The 19866-nt window shown below is 52.8% G+C and carries 16 protein-coding genes and 1 pseudogene; 9 read left to right on the top strand and 8 right to left on the bottom strand.

All coding sequences use genetic code 11. The features are described from left to right. Positions 1-1147: 1147 nt before the first annotated feature. From dnaA to A918_RS0113760, 7 genes and pseudogenes are all read left to right on the top strand, one after another. Positions 1148-2608: pseudogene (gene dnaA, locus A918_RS0113795) on the top strand (chromosomal replication initiator protein DnaA); the annotation flags it as partial. Between the two features lie 246 nt (positions 2609-2854). After that, on the top strand, positions 2855-3973 hold the full coding sequence (gene dnaN, locus A918_RS0113785) for a DNA polymerase III subunit beta (RefSeq protein ID WP_022711632.1): 1119 nt from the start codon (positions 2855-2857) through the stop codon (positions 3971-3973). A gap of 20 nt (positions 3974-3993) precedes the next feature. Beyond that, positions 3994-5157 carry a DNA replication/repair protein RecF gene (gene recF / locus A918_RS0113780; RefSeq protein ID WP_033316140.1) on the top strand — a complete coding sequence of 388 codons (1164 nt, stop codon included), beginning with the start codon at positions 3994-3996 and terminating at the stop codon, positions 5155-5157. Between the two features lie 92 nt (positions 5158-5249). Beyond that, positions 5250-6026: a molybdopterin-synthase adenylyltransferase MoeB gene (locus A918_RS0113775; protein ID WP_022711630.1), complete on the top strand. Its 777-nt coding sequence runs from the start codon at positions 5250-5252 to the stop codon at positions 6024-6026. Beyond that, entirely contained in the window at positions 6023-6454 is a 432-nt protein-coding gene (locus A918_RS21185; RefSeq protein WP_245257333.1) for a GNAT family N-acetyltransferase, read from the top strand. Before A918_RS0113775 ends, A918_RS21185 begins: the two co-directional genes overlap by 4 nt. Before the next feature lie 80 nt (positions 6455-6534). Then, the gene (locus A918_RS0113765) at positions 6535-7794 is read left to right on the top strand and encodes an aconitase X catalytic domain-containing protein (RefSeq protein WP_022711629.1); all 1260 of its coding nucleotides are present in this window, start codon (positions 6535-6537) and stop codon (positions 7792-7794) included. Beyond that, positions 7794-8222 (top strand): aconitase X swivel domain-containing protein, encoded by a 429-nt coding sequence (locus tag A918_RS0113760; protein ID WP_022711628.1) that lies wholly within the window; start codon positions 7794-7796, stop codon positions 8220-8222. The genes A918_RS0113765 and A918_RS0113760 overlap by 1 nt, the downstream gene beginning before the upstream one ends. Positions 8223-8257: 35 nt before the next feature. Here A918_RS0113760 and A918_RS0113755 read toward each other — a convergent pair whose 3' ends face one another. The 8 genes from A918_RS0113755 to A918_RS0113720 form a co-directional block, all read right to left on the bottom strand. Next, positions 8258-9226, bottom strand: a complete 969-nt coding sequence (locus A918_RS0113755; protein ID WP_022711627.1) for a glyoxylate/hydroxypyruvate reductase A — start codon at positions 9224-9226, stop codon at positions 8258-8260. After that, the gene (locus A918_RS0113750) at positions 9223-10866 is read right to left on the bottom strand and encodes an ABC transporter ATP-binding protein (protein ID WP_022711626.1); all 1644 of its coding nucleotides are present in this window, start codon (positions 10864-10866) and stop codon (positions 9223-9225) included. The genes A918_RS0113755 and A918_RS0113750 overlap by 4 nt, the downstream gene beginning before the upstream one ends. After that, positions 10863-11999 carry an ABC transporter permease gene (locus tag A918_RS0113745; protein WP_022711625.1) on the bottom strand — a complete coding sequence of 379 codons (1137 nt, stop codon included), beginning with the start codon at positions 11997-11999 and terminating at the stop codon, positions 10863-10865. The genes A918_RS0113750 and A918_RS0113745 overlap by 4 nt, the downstream gene beginning before the upstream one ends. Then, complete coding sequence (locus A918_RS0113740) at positions 11999-13093, bottom strand: microcin C ABC transporter permease YejB (protein WP_022711624.1); 1095 nt, start codon at positions 13091-13093, stop codon at positions 11999-12001. Before A918_RS0113740 ends, A918_RS0113745 begins: the two co-directional genes overlap by 1 nt. Positions 13094-13153: 60 nt before the next feature. Next, positions 13154-15055, bottom strand: a complete 1902-nt coding sequence (locus tag A918_RS0113735) for an extracellular solute-binding protein (protein ID WP_022711623.1) — start codon at positions 15053-15055, stop codon at positions 13154-13156. Positions 15056-15146: 91 nt separating this feature from the next. Next, positions 15147-16958 carry an extracellular solute-binding protein gene (locus A918_RS0113730; protein ID WP_371257525.1) on the bottom strand — a complete coding sequence of 604 codons (1812 nt, stop codon included), beginning with the start codon at positions 16956-16958 and terminating at the stop codon, positions 15147-15149. Between the two features lie 146 nt (positions 16959-17104). Further along, positions 17105-17329, bottom strand: a complete 225-nt coding sequence (locus tag A918_RS0113725; protein ID WP_028233806.1) for an alkylphosphonate utilization protein — start codon at positions 17327-17329, stop codon at positions 17105-17107. 69 nt (positions 17330-17398) lie between these two features. Beyond that, the gene (locus A918_RS0113720) at positions 17399-18040 is read right to left on the bottom strand and encodes a cytochrome c family protein (RefSeq protein WP_022711620.1); all 642 of its coding nucleotides are present in this window, start codon (positions 18038-18040) and stop codon (positions 17399-17401) included. A gap of 181 nt (positions 18041-18221) precedes the next feature. On the opposite strand from A918_RS0113720, the gene A918_RS0113715 reads away from it, so the two are divergent. Together A918_RS0113715 and A918_RS0113710 are read left to right on the top strand one after the other, a co-directional pair. Further along, the gene (locus A918_RS0113715; protein ID WP_022711619.1) at positions 18222-18965 is read left to right on the top strand and encodes a 3-deoxy-manno-octulosonate cytidylyltransferase; all 744 of its coding nucleotides are present in this window, start codon (positions 18222-18224) and stop codon (positions 18963-18965) included. A gap of 49 nt (positions 18966-19014) precedes the next feature. After that, the coding region (locus A918_RS0113710) for a prephenate dehydratase (protein ID WP_022711618.1) at positions 19015-19866 on the top strand (852 nt) is incomplete at its 3' end.

Raw genomic sequence — 19866 nt, 5'->3', positions numbered from 1 at the left:
GGTGGGGGTTTTTTTTTGTGTCTGAATTTTATGTTTCTCCTGAATATTCAGAAGATCAGAATCGGGAGCAATATTAGAAGGAATCTCTAAAATATTGGGAGAATCTCTTTTTCTATATTTTTATATTTGCAATAAATTTTAAGCGCAGAACCCGTCTTTATACACAGTTCTGAACTGAGTCTGGGGATTGCCTCGGAGGAGCCTGAGTCAAGTGAATTATTATTATTTTTTTTCGCTCCGGAGATTCCGGAAGGGTTAATAATTGCTCCGATAAAAAGATGTTGAATCCAAAGGTCTTATTAATTTCAGACCCTGTATCAGAATAGTTATGCGTACCGAAAGACAGATCAAATGATTAAAAAACTCTTAACGGCGGTCTTGCCCTAAGGCCAAAGATTTCGCTAATGTTAGCCGATCAGTGCTCTGGACCATTGGCCTAAAGGCTCTCGGCGTCCGGTTATAATTTCATGGCGTGCAAAGTGATCTGACGCAGAATTTCCCGTTCTGCGAAAGAGTATCTGTGTGTCTGCGAATGATCGGCACTGCGGGGGGAAATATCCTGAATGAGGATCCGACCTGCGGTTGCCGGAAAGAGTAAGGCCGTTCTGAAATGATGAGTAATGACATCATTTACCGGTCATTAACCCTAAAAAAGCTTTGCGCAGCTGCAGATGGAAACAGAGGTTGTTGAATGGTTCAATACGGGCAATCAGCATGGAGTGACCGGAATATGAGTCGTTCCTTACGGGATACTCACCGGACAATCGGTAAAAGAGCCGGCGGAAAAAGAGCCGACGGAAAAAGGACCGGAGAAAGACACGCTGCAAAAGACCGGCAAGACTGAAGCGAACAGAATTTTATAACGAACAAAAAAATCAGAGCGGAAGCTGAGGGACAGTCCCGGCCAAACCGCTGAGTAACGAGCATCTGAACAGGATGCATCCGGTATGATGGAATGATCTGCCGCAACCAAAAAACTGAACACTATTGTGAGGCGAAAATGATTGCAAAGAATGAGGCTAAACTGGACGTGATGAGCGAAGCCGGTCAGCCAGTCCCGCCGATCAATCGCAGCCTGCAGGGTCAGTTTGATGCGGCGCCGGATTTTATGAGTGAGAAAGAGAATATGACTTTGACAACCGCTTCTCCGGATGAGGCCTTTGAACGACTGCTGAGCAAGCTGAAAGCACGCGTCGGCAGTGAAATATTCTCTTCGTGGTTTGGTCGTCTGAAGCTGGATGAAGTCTCCAAGAGTGTTGTACGTTTTTCGGTACCAACCGCATTTTTGCGCTCATGGATCAACAACCATTATGCCGAAATGCTGACCATGCTCTGGCAGGAAGAAAATCCGCAGATTCTGAAAGTTGAAGTTGTGGTGCGCGGCATGAGCCGTACCGCCCGTCCTGTGGCACCTGTAGCTGATATCGTGGCGGAAATTCCGCAGCTTGCTGCGCCGCAGCGCGAAAAGCCGGTCTTCCCGGTTGGCCAGAGCTTCTCGGCTGAAAAACGCGCCAGTCAGGCAGAAGTGGCCGCTCAGAGCGCCGCTGCCGGTGCCGTACTCGGTTCTCCGCTCGATCCGCGCTATACTTTCGACAGCTTTGTTGACGGTGCTTCCAACCGTGTGGCACTTGCTGCTGCCCGCACCATTGCCGAAGCCGGTTCCAGCGCCGTACGCTTCAACCCGCTTTTCATCCACGCTTCCGTTGGTCTTGGTAAAACCCATCTTTTGCAGGCTATTGCCGCCAGTGCTTTGCAGCGTCAGGATAAGCCGCGCGTTGTCTATCTGACCGCTGAATATTTCATGTGGCGCTTTGCAACGGCAATCCGTGACAATAATGCGCTGTCTTTCAAAGAACAGCTGCGCGATATCGATCTTCTGATTATTGATGATATGCAGTTCCTGCAGGGTAAATCCATCCAGCACGAATTCTGCCATCTGATCAACACGCTGCTCGACAGCGCCAAACAGGTTGTTGTGGCCGCAGACCGCGCCCCTTCCGAGCTGGAATCGCTGGATGTGCGCGTGCGCTCCCGTCTGCAGGGTGGTGTAGCTTTGGAAATGGCCGCACCGGATTATGAAATGCGCGTGGAAATGCTGAAGCGTCGTCTGAGCGCTGCGCAGGCAGAAGAACGCAATATTGATATTGCTGACGATATTCTGGCCCATGTGGCACGCACTGTGACCGGTTCCGGTCGTGAACTGGAAGGCGCGTTCAACCAGCTGTTGTTCCGCCAGTCCTTTGAACCGAACCTGTCGATCGACCGCGTTGATGAGCTGCTGGGTCATCTGACCCGCGCCGGTGAGCCAAAGCGCATCCGTATTGAGGAAATCCAGCGTATTGTTGCCCGTCATTACAATGTGTCGAAGCAGGATCTGCTGTCCAACCGCCGTACCCGCACCATCGTGAAGCCGCGTCAGGTTGCGATGTATCTGGCGAAAATGCTGACTCCGCGCTCATTGCCGGAAATCGGCCGTCGTTTTGGCGGACGCGATCACACTACAGTTCTGCATGCTGTCCGCAAGATCGAAGATCTGGTCGGTGCTGATCTTAAACTGGCGCAGGAGCTGGAACTGCTGAAGCGCCTGATCAACGAACAATCCGCATAAGCTGTCACAGATACCGATGATTCTGTATCGCGGCTCTGGTCGCGATACAGTTCATAGGCGGAATATCGGGGCAAAGAGCGGGTTCATCAGTCATTATGCAGAAGAAATCGCTGCTGTGCTGTTCTGCGGACTTGCAAAGACCCCTGAAATTCTGGCAGTTTAGCCGTCCAAGAGGCGCCTGTCGCGCCGTGATCTCCGGTACAGCTCTGTTTGTTGCCGGACAGATGTTAGCGAGTTCTGTACATCATGCGCGTAACTATTGAACGTTCAAATCTTCTGAAATCTCTCAACCATGTGCATCGCGTGGTTGAACGCCGGAATACGATTCCGATTCTCTCCAATGTGCTGTTGCAGGGAGAAGACGGCGTGCTGAAGCTCAAGGCTACTGACCTTGATCTGGAAGTAACCGAATCGACCGAAGCGGCAATTGATACGGCAGGAGCCACAACAGTTCCGGCGCATCTGCTTTATGACATCGTGCGCAAGCTGCCGGACGGTGCTGAAGTGATGCTGGCCAATAATGAAGACGGCACAGCCATGTCGGTCGTATCCGGCCGCTCGTCCTTTCGTCTGCAGTGCCTGCCACAGTCTGATTTTCCTGAACTGACAGCGGGTAGTTTCACCCATACATTCCGTATGGATGCGAGCGCGCTGAAACGCCTGATCGACCGCACCAATTTTGCGATCTCGACGGAAGAAACCCGCTATTACCTCAATGGTATTCACCTCTATGCCGGTGAAGATGACGGCCGTTTGGAACTGCGTGCAGTGGCGACCGATGGTCACCGTCTGGCACGCGCAGCGATGGAAGCGCCAAGCGGTGCTGAAGGCATGCCTGCGATCATCATTCCGCGCAAAACCGTTGCGGAATTGCAGAAGCTGGTTGATGCACCGGATATGCAGGTGACGATTGAAGTGTCGGATGTGAAAATCCGTTTCACAGTCGGCACCGTTGTTCTGACCTCGAAACTGATCGACGGCACATTCCCTGAATATAAGCGCGTGATTCCGGCCGGTAATGACCGCAAGCTGGTGATTGACCGCCAGAGCTTTGCCGCTTCTGTTGACCGCGTGTCGACCATTTCCAATGAGAAAGGCCGTGCGGTTAAGCTCAGCATTTCCGATGGTCTTCTGACGCTGACCGTGAACAATCCTGATTCCGGTTCCGCAACCGATGAAGTACCGGCAGGTTATGACAGTGAACCGATGGAAATCGGCTTCAACTCGAAATATCTGCTCGATATCACATCGCAGCTTTCCGGTAAGGAAGCCGTATTCATGCTGGCTGATGCCGGTTCACCAATGCTGGTGCGTGATGAGGGTGATGAACATCTGATCTATGTTCTGATGCCGATGCGTGTATAAGTGCACGGGTGAGCACGAATATAAACATTGATGCACAAATTTCAGGTCGCAGCGAACGGGTGAGTTTCCGTCGTCTGCGGCTTGCGCATTTTCGCAATTATGAGAGCCTGTCGCTGCCGCTGAGCGGTGGCCATGTGGTGCTGACCGGCGAGAATGGTGCAGGTAAAACCAATCTTCTGGAAGCGGTTTCCTTTTTGTCGCCGGGTCGCGGCATGCGTCGTGCTGCCTATGCTGATGTCAGCCGCAGCGGAGCGCCTGATGGTTTTGCCATTCATGCGTTGCTGGAATCGGCAAGCTATGGCGAGGCTGAAATCGGCACCGGTTTAGCTGGTACCAATGGCGAGGCAGGGCGCAAGGTGCGGATTAATGGCGCGCCAGCCAGTGCCGATCAGTTGCTCGATTATTCCCGTATTATCTGGCTCATTCCGGCAATGGACGGGCTGTTTACCGGCTCGGCCGGTGACCGCCGTCGTTTTCTTGACCGTATGGTGCTGGCGATTGATGTCAGCCACGGCAAGCGTGTGCTGGATTATGAAAAGGCGATGCGTAGCCGCAACCGGCTGATTTCGGATTATAACAGCGATGCCCAATGGCTGGATGCGATTGAAGCGCAAATGGCTGAGCTTGGTACGGCCATTGCTGCGGCACGTGCCGAGCTGATGAGCCTTATTGCTGCGATGATTGAGCAGACGCCGGATGACAGCCCGTTCCCGAAGGTGGATTGTTTTCTGGAAGGCGAGCTGGAAGGGCGTATCCGTCTTGAGGCGGCGCTGGATCTGGAAGAGAATTTCCGCCACACTTTGCGTGATATGCGTGGCCGCGACCGCGCGGCAGGGCGCACGCTGGACGGGCCGCATCGCACGGATATGGTCGTGCATCACCGGCCTAAAGGCATGCAGGCGGCTCTGTGCTCGACAGGCGAGCAGAAGGCGCTGCTGATCGGTCTGGTGCTTGCCCATGCAAGGCTGACGGCCAATCTTGCCAATATGACGCCGGTGCTGCTGCTGGATGAAATTGCCGCTCATCTCGATGAGGGCAGACGTGCCGCTTTGTTTGATATTATTGACGATCTGGGCGCGCAGGCTTTCATGACCGGCACGGATCGTGCTCTGTTTCGTGACCTTAAAGGTGAGGCGCAGTTTTTCAATGTCAGCGGGGCAAACCTGACAGCTTATGATATTTGAACCGGCAGGGTTTCTGCATTGTCTTTTTGTTTTACGCGTATCTTATCCGAAAACCGCTTCACACTTTTCAGGATACGCTCTAAACTTTATCAATGAGCACACAGTCAGAACCTTTCAGCGGATTAGAAATCGAGCGTTATGCGCGCCATATTATCCTGCCGGAAATCGGCGGGGCAGGGCAGCAGAAGCTTAAAAATGCGCGGGTTCTGGTGATCGGTGCAGGCGGGCTCGGCAGTCCGGCACTGCTTTATCTCGCCGCTGCGGGTGTCGGCCATCTCGGCATTGTCGATGATGATATGGTCACGCTGTCGAATTTGCAGCGTCAGGTGGTACATCACACCGACAGTATCGGCGAGAATAAAACCGACAGTGCCGCGGCTACGATTCACCGTATCAATCCGCATATTGAAATTGCCTGTCATACATTGCGGCTCACACCGGAGAATGTGACGGAGCTGTTTTCGGCCTATGATATTATCGTTGACGGTTCGGATAATTTCAGCACCCGCTATCTGGTGGCGGATCATGCAGCCTTGCTGGAAAAAGCACTGGTCACCGCAGCCATGGGGCGGTTTGACGGCTCGCTGACGGTGCTGAAACCCTATGAGAGTGATTCTGAGGGCAATCCACTGCCGCATTACCGTGATCTGTTTCCTGAACCGCCACCGGAAGGATTGATTCCCTCCTGTGCAGAAGCAGGTGTGATCGGTGCCTTACCGGCGATTCTCGGCTCTCTGCAGGCGATGGAAGTGATTAAACTGATTACCGGAATCGGTGAGCCTCTGCTGGGACGCTTGTTGCTTTATGATTCTCTGTCGGCGCGGTTTGAAACCATGCGCTATAAACGGCGGAAGGCAGCAGACCAATGAGCACGCAGAACCGGTCCTATCAGGTTTTTACAATCACACCTGATTATGACGGGTTCGACGCTCTGTTGCTGCTCATTCAGGATGCCTTTGCCACGATGGACGGTGTGATTGATCCGCCGAGTTCTGCCGGATTGCTGAATGCAGCGATTCTGCGCGGCAAAGCAGGCACAGAAACAGCCTATGGGGTGCTGAGCGACGGACAACTGGCCGGATGCGTGTTTCTGGCGGATAAAGGCGATCATCTTTATTTAGGCAAACTGGCTGTTGCCGCTCCGTTTCGCGGGCTTGGCGTTGCACGTCGTCTGGTCGAACAGGCTGAAAAGCTGGGGCGTGAGCGCGGCATGTCGCATATTGACCTGCAAGTACGTGTCGAACTGACTGACAATCAAAAACTATTCAAAAAAACTGGGCTTTGCAGTCATTGCTGAAACCATGCATCCGGGCTTTACCCGCGTGACATCGCTGACAATGCGTAAAGGTCTGCTTTAATCATATTCGGGAGGAACCTATGGTGCTGGCACTGAGCGCGGAGGAGCGTGCCATTATCAACGGGCGGGATGGTGCAGGCGCTGCAATGGCCATGCGCATTGTTGCCAGAACTGCGGAGCTGATGGGGGCGCCGAGGCTGATCCCCATAGCTACCGCACATATTGACGGTGCGCTCTATCATGGTGACAGCGGTACCTACTTTGCAGAGAAGCTGGTGGAGGGGCAGGCGAAGGTGCGCGTTCGCTCGACGCTTAATGTCGGTTCACTGGATCTGACCGGTTGCTCCGGTAACCGTCTGCCGCCCCATGAGGCGGCAATGGCAAAGCGCATGATGCAGGCCTATATCAAACTTGGTTGTGAACCGTCATGGACCTGCGCACCCTATCAGGCAGGGCACCGGCCGCAAACGGGAACGGATGTGGCATGGGGCGAATCGAATGCCGTGGTGTTTTGCAATTCGGTTCTGGGCGCCCGTACGAATCGCTATGGTGATTATCTCGATATTGCCTGTGCTATTGCCGGTCGTGCGCCGGATTACGGATTACACAGATTAGAGAATCGCCGTGCCACAATTGTAGTAGATCTGAGCGCTCTTGATTCTGCACTCTTAAGTCAGGCGGTTGCATGGCCGGTGCTGGGTAATCTTTACGGGCGGTTGATTGGTGATTCTATTGGTGTGGTGACAGGTGTTGCACCGGAACTGCTGACAGAGGATGATCTGAAAGCCTTTGGCGCGGCGTCTGCCTCATCCGGTGCGGTTGGGTTGTTTCATATTGCAGGGCGCACGCCGGAGGCACCTCATGTCGAAACGGCACTACAAGGCCATGCGCCGCAGGAAATTATCCATGTAACACCACAAATGGTGAGGGAAGCGCGCAAAGCTCTGTCTACTGTTACGGCAGACAGAATCGATGCGGTGGCAATCGGCAGTCCGCATTTATCGCTCGACGAGTTTGATCTTCTTGAAACGGCAATTTCAGACCGGCGTCTCACTGTCCCGCTTTATGCCTGCACGGGGCGGCATGTGCTGCGTGAGCTGGATAAGAATCAGCGCCGGCAGAGACTGGAGCAGGCGGGCGTGATTGTCGTGGCTGATACCTGTGTGGTCGTCACGCCGATTCTACCGGAGAAAGACAATGCGGTGCTGATGACCAATTCCGGAAAATTTGCCCATTATGCTCCGGGCAATACCGGTTATGGTGTTGTCTATGGTTCTTTGCAGGAATGTGTTGAAAGCGCTATCACCGGCCGTGTCCGGTTTACTGAGGAAGCATGGTGATGGAGGCGCTTTTACAAGACAGATTTCAGGCTAAAATACTGGTCGCAGGCGCAGCGGTGGAAGCACCCGCTTTTGCGCTGACAGCGCCGATCAGTTTTTGGGGTGGGGTTGATCCGCAAACCGGTCTGATCGCCAATGTGCGCCATCCGCAATATGGCCAGTCCGTCTCCGGCAAGGTTCTGTGCCTGCCTGCAACTGTCGGGTCTTCATCGGCAGCTGCTGTGCTGCTGGAACTTGTGTACAGTAACCGCGCACCGGCAGCGATTCTCTTGCATGAACCGGATGCGATTCTGTTACTGGGTCTGATTGTTGCGGAAGAAATGGGACTGACCATCCCGCCTGCCTATCAACTGGATCGCGATACATATGCCGGATTAGATCAGCGGCAATTGCATATCAGCGAGCAAGGAACGATCCGCATTCTATAAGAAAAGAGCCGGAATTTCCGGCTCTTTTTATGTTTTTAATATTGTTTCTCGCGGTCAACGAGATTGATCAGCGTGCCGTCGCGCTCATAGTCGCGGATCATGCGGATAATCTCCGGCACCAGAGCATTGGCCGAAGAGCTGGCCGCCGCATGGGGTGTGATCGTGATTTTCGGATTACCCCAGAGCGGGCTGTTTTCAGGCAGCGGCTCGGTTTCAAATACATCAAGCGAGGCCGCAGAAAGCAGGCCGCGTTCAAGCGCTGCCTGAATATCCGCCTCATTCTGCAAACCGCCGCGCCCTGCATTAATCAGGATAGGTGCACCGAGCGGACCGTCCTCTTTCATGCGCCCGAAGACGGACATGGACAGAATACCTTTGGTGTCCGGTGTCAGCGGCAGCAGGCAGACAAGAATATCAACCTGTTTTAGGAATTCGGACAATCCGTCTTTACCGTGATAGGTGGCAACACCTGCAACATCCTGCGGGCGGCGGCTCCAGCCGCTGACATTGAAACCAAGATGTTTCAGCTTGTCGGCAGCATCGCGTCCCAAAACGCCTAAGCCCATAATCCCGACATTGACCTCACTGGCCGCAGGCTGACGGCGATCTTCACGCCAGACTTTTTTGAGTTGCTGGGCGCGATATTGAGGGCCGAGACGATGATGATCCAGCACCTGCCAGACCACATATTCTGTCATACGCATGGTCAGATCAGGCGAAACGGTACGCACGATCGGCAGATCCGGCACCTGATCGTCATGGAACACATGATCCACACCGGCACCGAGCGAGAAGATGACTTTCAGATTGGGCAGATTAGCAAGCGAGCCGCGTTTCTGTTTCCACACCAGTGCATAATCAATGGATGCTTCTTCACCGGCTTTGACCTCGGTAACGATTTCACGCTCCGGCGCAGCTTTGGCAAAGGCTTTGATCCAGATCTCCGGATCCCAGCCGGTCGCTGCAAAATAGATTTTACCCGTGTTTTTTACTGCTGCATTCATTGATTTACCACTCCCTTTTCAGCCGTCTCCAAACGGAAGGCTGCTGCCATCAATGCGCGGGTGTAATCGGTTTTCGGCGCTCCGAAGATTTCCTCCGCCGGACCATATTCCACTGCTTTGCCATTGCGCATCACCAGCACATGATTGGCAAGGGCTTTGACCACGCGCAAGTCGTGACTGATGAAAAGATAGCTTAATTCATGTTTTTTCTGCAAATTGCGCAGCAATTCGACAACCTGTGCCTGCACACTCATATCGAGAGCCGAAGTCGGCTCATCCAGCATCACAAAACGCGGATTGAGCACCATGGCACGGGCAATGGCGATGCGCTGGCGCTGACCGCCGGAAAACTCATGCGGATAGCGGAAGCGGCTTTCCGGATCGAGATTGACCTCATGCAAAGCGGCAACGACTTTATCATCGCGCTCGTCGGCCGAGAGTTTCGGTTCATGCACCTGCAATCCCTCGGCGATAATCTCCGCAACCGACATACGCGGGCTGAGAGAGCCGAACGGATCCTGAAACACAATCTGCATTTCACGACGCAGCGGACGCATATCCTTGAAGGAAAACCGGTCGATATTTTTGTCGCCAAAGCGGATTTCGCCTTTGGATGAAATCATGCGTGATAGCGCTAAGCCAAGGGTGGTTTTACCGGAGCCGGATTCACCAACCACACCCAGTGTCTGACCCGCCCGCAGTTCCACATTGATACCGTCAACGGCCTTCACATAATCGACTGTCTTGCGCAGAAAGCCTTTTTTGATCGGAAACCAGACTTTGATATCCTCTCCGCTCATGACCAGCGGTGCATTTTCTTCCGCAGGCAGCGGTGCGCCTTTCGGCTCGGCACTCAGCAAATGCTTGGTATAATCATGCTGCGGATTGGTGAAAATATCTTCTGTCTTGCCGCTTTCCACGATTTTACCGTGATGCATGACGCAAACGCGGTCGGCAATTTTGCGTACCACACCCAGATCATGGGTGATGAACAGCATCGACATATCCTGTGATTGCTTTAACTCGGCCAGCAATTGCAGAATTTGTGCCTGCACTGTCACATCAAGCGCAGTGGTCGGCTCATCGGCAATCAGCAGTTTTGGCTTGTTAGCAAGAGCCATGGCGATCATCACACGCTGGCGCTGCCCGCCGGAGAGCTGATGCGGATAGGATTGCAGACGTTTTTCCGGTTCACGGATACCAACTTCATGGAGCAGTTCCAGTGTCCGTGCGCGCGCCTGTTTTTCACCCATGCCCTGATGCAGACGCAAGATCTCACTAATCTGACGTTCAACCACATGCAACGGATTGAGCGAGGTCATTGGCTCCTGAAAGATCATGGCAATGTCATTGCCGCGAACACCGCGCAGCTTGTTTTCCGGCATGGTCAGCATGTCCGCACCCTCAAAGAGGATCTGACCGGACGGATGGCTGGCGGACGGATAGGGCAGCAGTTTCAGCACCGACAAAGCGGAGATGGATTTGCCCGAGCCGGATTCCCCCACCAGAGCGACGGTTTCGCCTTTGTGAATGTCGAAGGAAATATGATCGACAGCAACCCTGTCCTGACCATCCTGATGAAAGGCAATCGACAGATCGCGAACGCTGAGCAGCACGTCGGCTTTTTCATGGGAACTCATTTAAAAGCCTTTCGCGGATCAAAGGCATCACGCACTGCTTCACCGACAAAGATCAGCAGCGACAGCATCAGCGAGATAACCACAAAGCCGGTTATACCAAGCCATGGTGCCTGAAGATTATTCTTACCCTGTGCCAGCATTTCACCAAGCGACGCCGAGCCCGGCGGGAGACCAAAGCCGAGGAAGTCGAGCGAGGTCAGCGTGGTGATCGAGCCGTTGAGAATAAACGGCAGGAAGGTCAGGGTTGCGACCATCGCATTGGGCAGCAGATGCCGCCACATGATGGTGCGATTATTGACGCCCAGCGAGCGTGCCGCATTCACATATTCAAAGTTACGGGCACGCAGGAATTCGGCACGCACCACGCCGACAAAGGCGACCCATGAGAACAGCAACATAATAAACAGCAGTACCCAGAAGCCCGGCGGCAGAATGGCAGCGATGATCAGCAGCAGATAGAGCACCGGTATCGACGACCAGATTTCGATGAAGCGCTGGAAAATAAGATCAACCCAGCCGCCGAAATAGCCCTGTACCGCACCGGCTGTTACACCGATCACACCGGAAAAGGCAGTAAGGATGAGGCCAAACAGCACGGAAATACGGAAACCGTAGAGTGCACGGGCAAACACATCGCGCGCCTGATCGTCAGTGCCGAGCCAGTTCATATTGCCGATGGTGCAATTCGGATCATTCACGCCTTCCGCATAGCGGGCGCAGCGCTGTTCTTTCGACATCAGCCAGAACGGTTTGGACGGTGCGGCTTCCGGAATTTCATTATTCACGGTGCGGTAGGAATAACGCACCGGCGGCCAGATTGCCCAGCCGTTCTGGTTAATCTCGTCCTGAATGACCGGATCACGGTAATCGGTGACCGCATAGAAACCGCCGAATTTCTCTTCCGGATAATCAACCAGCACCGGCATCAGAATTTCGCCCTTGTAGGAAACCAGTATCGGTTTGTCATTGGCGATAAATTCAGCAAAGAGCGAGGTCACAAACAGAAACAGGAAAATCCACAGTGACCACCAGCCGCGCCGGTTGGCCTTGAAATTACGCCAGCGCCGCTGGTTGAGCGGCGACAGAAACGGGCGTTTCACACGCGCCGGAGGGGTAGCCGTGACAGCACTCATCACACATCCCTCCGGTCGAAATCAATCCGCGGATCAATCCATGTATAAGTGAGATCGGAGAGCAGACCGACCAGCAGGCCGATCAGCGAGAAGATAAACAGATTGGCAAAGACCACAGGATAATCACGGTTGAGAACGGACTGATAGCCAAGCAGGCCGAGACCGTCGAGCGAGAAGATGGTTTCAATCAGCAGCGAGCCGGTGAAGAAGGCGGTGATGAATGCACCGGGAAAACCGGCAATCACAATCAGCATCGCATTACGGAAAACATGGCCGTAAAGCACCTGCCGTTCAGTCAGGCCTTTGGCGCGGGCTGTGGTGACATATTGTTTGCGGATTTCTTCCAGAAACGAGTTTTTGGTGAGCAGGGTGGTTGTCGCAAAGGCCGACAGCACCAGCGCCAGCACCGGCAGCGCCATATGCCAGATATAGTCTGTGATTTTTCCCCACAGGCTCATCTGGTCGAAATCCGGCGAAGTCAGGCCGCGCAACGGGAACCAGTCGAAGAATGAACCGCCTGCAAACAGCACGATCAGCATGATGGCGAAAAGAAAACTCGGAATCGCATAGCCGACAATAATCACCGCGCTGGTCCAGACGTCAAAACGTGAACCGTCGCGCACAGCTTTGAGAATACCGAGCGGGATAGAGATCATATAGGAAATCAGGGTGAGCCACAGGCCGAGCGAAATCGAAACCGGCAGCTTTTCCTTAATCAGATCAATCACTTCAATATCGCGAAAATAGGAGTGTCCGAAGTCAAAACGGGCATAGTTCCACAGCATCAGACCGAAGCGTTCCAGCGGCGGCTTATCAAAGCCGAACTGCTTTTCCAGACTGGCGATAAATTCCGGATCAAGCCCTTGCGCACCGCGATATTTCGAGGAACTGCCGCTGTCCATTGATATTGCGCCTGCATCAGCGCCTCCGCCTGAAAGCCTGTCCATGGCATCGCCGCCCTGTCCCTGCAATTGTGCAATCACACGCTCTACGGGGCCGCCGGGGGCAAACTGGATGACGGCAAAAGAAATGGCCATGATGCCGAAAATGGTTGGAATCATGAGCAGCAGGCGTCGGAGAATATAAGCGCCCATCAGATGAATAATCCTGTTTGTTTCTTATTGTGTTTTGTGAATTTAGCGCAAAGAACTGAATTATGTTTTACCAAGCTGTCCGGCTTTCGCTTTATCATACCACCAGTAAAATTCCGGATAGCCGCCATAGGGAGGCGATTCTGTCATACCAAATTTGTCCCAATAGGCGATCAGTTTTCCGCCTGCTGACCAGCAGGGGATCCAGTCTCTGCGGTAACGTAACAACCGGTCGAGAATAAGGACAGTGGCGGTCAGGTCTTTGCGATTATCCGCCTGTGCCACATCATCCAGCAATGCATCAATCAAAGGGCTGCTGGTACCGGTATGATTTTGTGAACCCGGCATGTTGACGCTCTCTGAGCCATACATGACAGCGAGTGTGGCTCTGTCCAAAGTCGGCGATGTGCTGAAGGCAAGCCCCATCATATCATAATCAAAATCCAGCAGACGCTTCTGATAAGCCGCCGCTTCTGCCATGCGCACTGTCGCATTGATCCCGATGGCCTGAAGGTTCTTAATCATCGGATTATAGACGCGGTTAAATCCGTCGGAATCGTTGAGAATTTCCAGCGTGAAAATCTGACCGTCAGTACCAACCAGCCACTGGCCTTTGCGTTGATAGCCCGCCTCTTTCAGCAAGTCTGCCGCGCGGCGCAAGTGTTCACGATTGCGGCCGCTGCCGTCCGTTACCGGCATAGTCACCGGATCACCGAGCAAAGCAGCGCGGGTTTCCTCATCAATCAGTGCAGCATGACGGGTAATAACTGCCTGTTCAGCGGCGGAGGCTTTGCCCTTGGCTTCAAAGTCAGAATTGCTGAAATTGGATTGCTGGCGCTGATACAGATTGCTGAACAGGTTTCTGTTGCTCCATTCGAAGTCAAAGCACAGTCCTATCGCCTCGCGCACCCGCTTGTCACGAAAACGCTCGCGGCGCTGGTTGAGCGCCCAGCTTTGCATGGACGGAAATTTCCATGCAGGAAAGCGTTTCTTGATGACTTTGCCGGTTTCTACTGCACTGAAATTATAATCATTGGTCCATGATTTGGAGACGCTTTCCGCGCGCCAGTCCAGAACACCTTTTTTGAAAGCCTCAAATGCCGGTTGTCTGTCGCGGAAAAACTCGAGGCGGATACGGTCAAAATTATTGCGCCCGATATTCACATTGAGATCTTTAGCCCAATAATCTTCATTGCGCTGATATTCGATAAATTGTCCGGCAGAGAATGCACCGACTTTATAGGCACCGGAGCCGAGCGGAATAGTCAGGCTGTTTCCGTCAAAACTATGCTCCGTGTAATAGGCTTTGGAGAGCACGGGCAGCAATACCATGCTGGTGATGAGACGGCGGTTTTGGGCTGCTGTTTCACCTTTGAGAGTCAGCTTCAGGCGATAGTCATCCTCGGCAACCGCGCTTTCCATTTTTGCAAGCAGCAGGCGGAGCGCCGGATGACCTTTTTCTTTCAGCAGATCATAGCTGAAAGCGGCATCATGCGCGGTGAGTGGTGTGTTATCGTGAAAACGCGCCTGTTCGCGCAGTTTGAACAGATAGCTTTTGCCGTCATCGCTGGCAGTCACGCTTTCTGCGATCAGACCGTAAACCGCATCCGGTTCATCCAGTGCGCGGGTCATCAATGTATCGAAACAAATTTCCATCCGTGGCGGCGCATCACCCAAAGCGGAAAATGTATTGAGCGTGTTGAAAGTGTTCGGAGCCTGATTCAGCGTCCATTCATTGACAGAGAAATTAAAGCTTCCGCCTTTGGGTGCCTGCGGATTGATATAATCAAAATGGCTGAAACCGGCAGGATATTTCAGATCATCAAACACGGCCAGCCCGTGACTGGCTGTGTTTTTGTTTTCCTGCGCTCTGAGCTGAAAGGGGAGAGCGGAGCTCAGTGCCGCTGCCCCGCCTAACACAAGAATCTGCCGCCGGTTCATAAGGCTTTTATGATGCTCTGCCATGATTTTTCTCCCGCTTTGCAGCTGTGATCCGGTCTTGTATCGGGCATAAAATTATACACCAAAATACAAGACCCAGTCAGAGTGAGCCATTTTATGGTTTAGGCTTTACCCACCAGGAGAACGGATCAATCCCGGCATAATCAGGTTGCTTGTCCGGCAGGCCGAACTTGTTCCAATAGGCAACATTGATCGTATCGGAATACCATTGCGGCACGGTGTAATAATTCCACAGCAGCACGCGGTCGAGCGCGCGGGTGGCAGCCACCAGCTCGTCGTGATCTTTGGCATAGACAACGCGGTCGATCAGCTTGTCGATGGCCGGATTTTTGATACCGGCATAGTTTTTGCTGCCCTTCAGATCGGCAGACTGGGTGCTCCACATCTCCCGCTGTTCATTGCCGGGTGACTGGCTCTGCGCCACAACCGTGGTGATAATATCGTAATCGAAGTCATTCACCCGTGCCTGATATTGCGCATCATCAACAACGCGCAGTGACGCATTGATGCCGACGCGGCGCAGATTGTTGATATACGGATTTACAACGCGCTCTTCGTTCGGATTATTGGTCAGGAATTCGAGAGTAAACACCTCGCCTTTGTCATTGGTGAGCTTGCCGTCCTTCACCACCCAGCCGGCTTGTGCAAACAGGTCAATGGCATGGCGCAGATTGGTACGCATGGCCTGCGGTGTGTCGAAGACCGGTAGCTTATACGGCTTGGTGAAAACAGCATCCGGAATTTCTCCGCGCACGGTTTCCAGAATTTTCAGCTCCTCAGGGGAAGGCAGACCGGATGAGGCCAGATCAATACCGGCAAAATAGCTTTCAATCCGCTTATACTGATTGAAAAACAGCAGACGATTCATGCTTTCAAAATCAAACACCCAGTTCAGTGCTTCACGAACTCGTACATCCTGAAATTTGGCTTTGCGGGTATTCAGGAATGCGCCCTGCATACGTCCTGCTGCATGAAACGGGAAACTGGCTTTGATAACATCGCCGCGCTCCACAGCCGGAAAATTATATTGTTCTTTCCAGCGCTGAGCTATGTTTTCCAGACGGAAATCATAGATGCCGCCTTTTTTGAAGGCTTCCCATGTCGCGTCATTGTTCAGAAAATATTCGTATTTGACCTGATCGAAATTATTGCGTCCGACCTGGGTCGGCTGGTCTTTACCCCAGTAATCCTCTGCGCGTTGCCAGATGATGGATTTACCCGGATTAACGGAAGCGATTTTATAGGCGCCGGAGCCGAGCGGAATTTCGAGAGTGGAGCGGCTGATATCACGCTGCTTGCCGTTTTTATCTTTGCCTTGCCACCAATGTTTCGGCAGCACGACGAGATCACCCATAATGTTCGGCAATTCGCGGTTACCGCTCTTGTCAAAGGTGAAGGTGACTTCATTGTCGCCGGTTTTCTCGGCTTTCACGACGTCCGCATAATAGCGGTTATAGAGCGGGGATTGTTTCTTCAGCGTCTCGAAAGACCAGATCACATCTTCCACAGTAATCGGGGTCTTGTCATGCCAGGCGGCTTTCGGGTTGAGACGAAATTTTACCCAGGAAAAATCATCCGGATATTGCATGGCTTCGGCAATCATCCCGTAGGATGTCGAGCTCTGATCCATCGACTGATCCATCAGCGTGTCATAGAGCCTGCCGCCGCCGAAATTGGCGAGACCGGCAGCCGCAACACCCTGCACCACATAGGGGTTCAGCGTATCAAATGAACCGACAGCAACCTGATTGAGCGTACCGCCTTTAGGCGCATCAGGATTGACGTAATCATAATGTTTAAAGCCTGCGGCATATTTAGGTTCACCTGTCAGGCTGTTGGCATGGCGCCATGGCAAATCCTGAGCGGAAGCGAGACTGCTATACAGCCCCAAACCTGCAAGAAGCATAATCCGCAATGCTGTTTTCATTCCGCCACCCGATAGTTTGCTCACAAGAATAAGATTCCACTTTAATGATCCCTGTATGAATTAAAAGGGAAAGCGGGCAGAAGCAGAGCAAAAATCGGAAGTGGCGGATTAAATCTTTGTAATAATCAGGCTTTTTTGACGAATTCGGTTTTCAGAACCAGACCTTTGACCTGTTTGGTGTTGCACTCAACTTCACCGTCACGGCCGTTGAGGCGGACATTTTTCACCAAGGTGCCACGCTTGATAGTTTCAGATGTGCCTTTGACTTTGAGGTCTTTGATGAGGGTGACAGAGTCACCGTCCTGCAACTGGGTGCCGTTGCTGTCGCGTACAATTGGTTCATCAGACATGAGACATTTTCCTTCAAAATAAAAGCCGGGCATTAAGCCCGGCTTGATAATATTCAAATGATCTTAAGATCAGTTGGCGGGCTGCGTTGCCGGTGCAGCCGGAGCTTCAGCAGGCTTTTCTTCTGCCGGTTTTGGTGCTTCAGCAGGTGCGGCAGCTTCCGGTGCAGGCAACGGCGCAGGATTGTCAGACAGCGAGCGCAGATAAGCAATCAGATCAGCGCGTTCATTGTCTTTTTTGTCGCCGGCAAAGCCCATAGCTGTGCCTTTGATATAGCCTTTAGGCGAGGTCAGGAACTTATTGAGATGCTCATAATCCCAGACTTCTTTGCCGCCCTGTGAAAATTCTTTCATGGCTGCGGAATAGCTGAAACCTTCAACGGTCGCCATCGGACGGTTTACAACATCCCAGAGATGCGGACCGACTTTGTTCGCGCCGCCTTTTTCACTCGTGTGACAGGCTGCACAGCGTTTGAACACTGTTGCACCGCGTGCAGGATCAGCTGATGCCAGCAAGGTTGCAATCGGAACAGCAACAGCTGCTTCCTTGCCACCGGCTGCCGGTGCGCCGCCTTCTGCAGCTGCAATTTCATAACCGGCTTTTTCAGGATGCGAGGTCGAGAAAATCGCATCGGATGAAATACCAATAGTCATTACAACAAAAACTGTGGCCAGAAAGGCCATGATAAACTTGTTGGACTGAGACGATTCCATGTGGCCGCTAGCGCTCCTCTTCCCCAACGCCTTTAGCTTGGCGGTAATTATTGATACGTCTTAGGGGAGGGTTGCCCTCCATTGCTGACTTTCGCCGGAAACTAGGTCTTTTACTTGGCGCTGGCAACACCTATAAGAACTGCAGTACCCGTGACTTTTTGACACTTTCGGATGAATAGCCATGTCTAAGCCGTTTAAATCGCTGATCCTGATCCCCGCCCGCATGGCCTCAACCCGTCTTCCGGGTAAGCCGCTGGCCGACATTGCCGGCAAGCCGATGATCGTGCATGTGGCCGAGCGTGCAGTCGCATCCGGTCTGGGACGCGTAGTTGTTGCAACGGATAGTGCAGAGATTAAAACGGCTGTTGAGGCGCACGGGCTTGAAGCGGTGATGACACGCAGCGATCATGAATCCGGTTCGGACAGAATTTATGAGGCTTTGCAAACTATTGATCCGAATAAAGAATTTGATGCCGTAATCAATGTTCAGGGTGACCTGCCAGTGATTGATCCGGCACTGATTAAAACCGCTTTGCAGCCGCTGATTGACGGGCCTGCGGATATCGCCACCCTTGGTGTTGAGATCACAGATCCCCAAGAGAAGACCAATCCGAATGTGGTGAAGATCGTCGGCTCGCCGCTGGCCGGTGCCAATAAATTGCGCGCGCTTTATTTTACCCGCGCCACTGCGCCTTATGGCGATGGCCCGCTTTACCATCATATCGGTCTTTATGCCTATCGCCGTGCGGCACTGGAAAAATTTGTCGCGCTCGGGCCTTCGGTTCTGGAATTGCGTGAAAAACTGGAACAGCTGCGGGCTCTGGAAGCGGGTATGCGAATCGATGTGGAAGTGGTTCAATCCTTCCCGCTCGGTGTGGATACACCGGAAGATCTGGAAAAGGCGCGTCAGTTTCTGTCCCGCTGAAATTCAGGGAAAACAGAGAAGCATTTTATAAATAGTCAAAGGCACCAAAATGGCAGCGAAGACCAATAAAATATCGTTTCAGGGTGAACCGGGAGCAAATTCCGATACGGCCTGCCGCAATATGTTTCCGACGATGGAGCCGCTGCCATGTGCGACTTTTGAAGATGCATTTAATGCCGTTGAGAATGGCGAAGCCGATCTGGCGATGATTCCGATTGAGAATACGCTGGCCGGACGTGTTGCGGATATTCATCATCTTTTGCCGGAATCACGCTTGCATATTATCGGCGAATATTTCCTGCCGATCCATTTTCAACTGATGGTGCTGCCGGGCACCAAAATGGAAGATATCAAAAGCGTTCACAGTCATATTCATGCGCTGGGACAATGCCGTAAAATCATTCGCGGCAATGGCTGGAAACCGGTGATTGCCGGTGATACCGCAGGCGCTGCCCGTCAGGTGGCGGATCTGGGCGATAAGAGCAAGGCGGCCTTAGCACCATTGCTGGCCGCAGAACTCTACGGGCTGGAAATCCTGCAGCATAATGTCGAAGACGCGGAAAACAATATTACGCGCTTTGTTGTGCTGTCCAAACAAGAGCAATGGGCACCGCGCAAGTCACCGGACGAGCTGATGGTGACGACTTTTGTATTCCGCGTGCGCAACGTTCCAGCAGCGCTTTATAAGGCGATGGGCGGTTTTGCGACCAATGGCATCAACATGACCAAGCTGGAGAGCTACCAGATCGGCGGCACTTTCATGGCCACGCAGTTCTATGCGGATATTGAAGGCCATCCGGATGATCGTTCCGTGCAGCTGGCACTGGAAGAATTGGCCTTCTTCACCAAGGAAGTGCGTATTGTCGGTGTTTATCCGGGCAGTGAAAACCGCAAGCAACTG

Origin of the sequence: Pseudochrobactrum sp. AO18b (assembly GCF_000409565.1) — a bacterium.
In the GTDB taxonomy this organism is placed as follows: Bacteria; Pseudomonadota; Alphaproteobacteria; order Rhizobiales; family Rhizobiaceae; genus Pseudochrobactrum; species Pseudochrobactrum saccharolyticum.
This window is presented reverse-complemented; position numbering and strand designations above follow the sequence as displayed.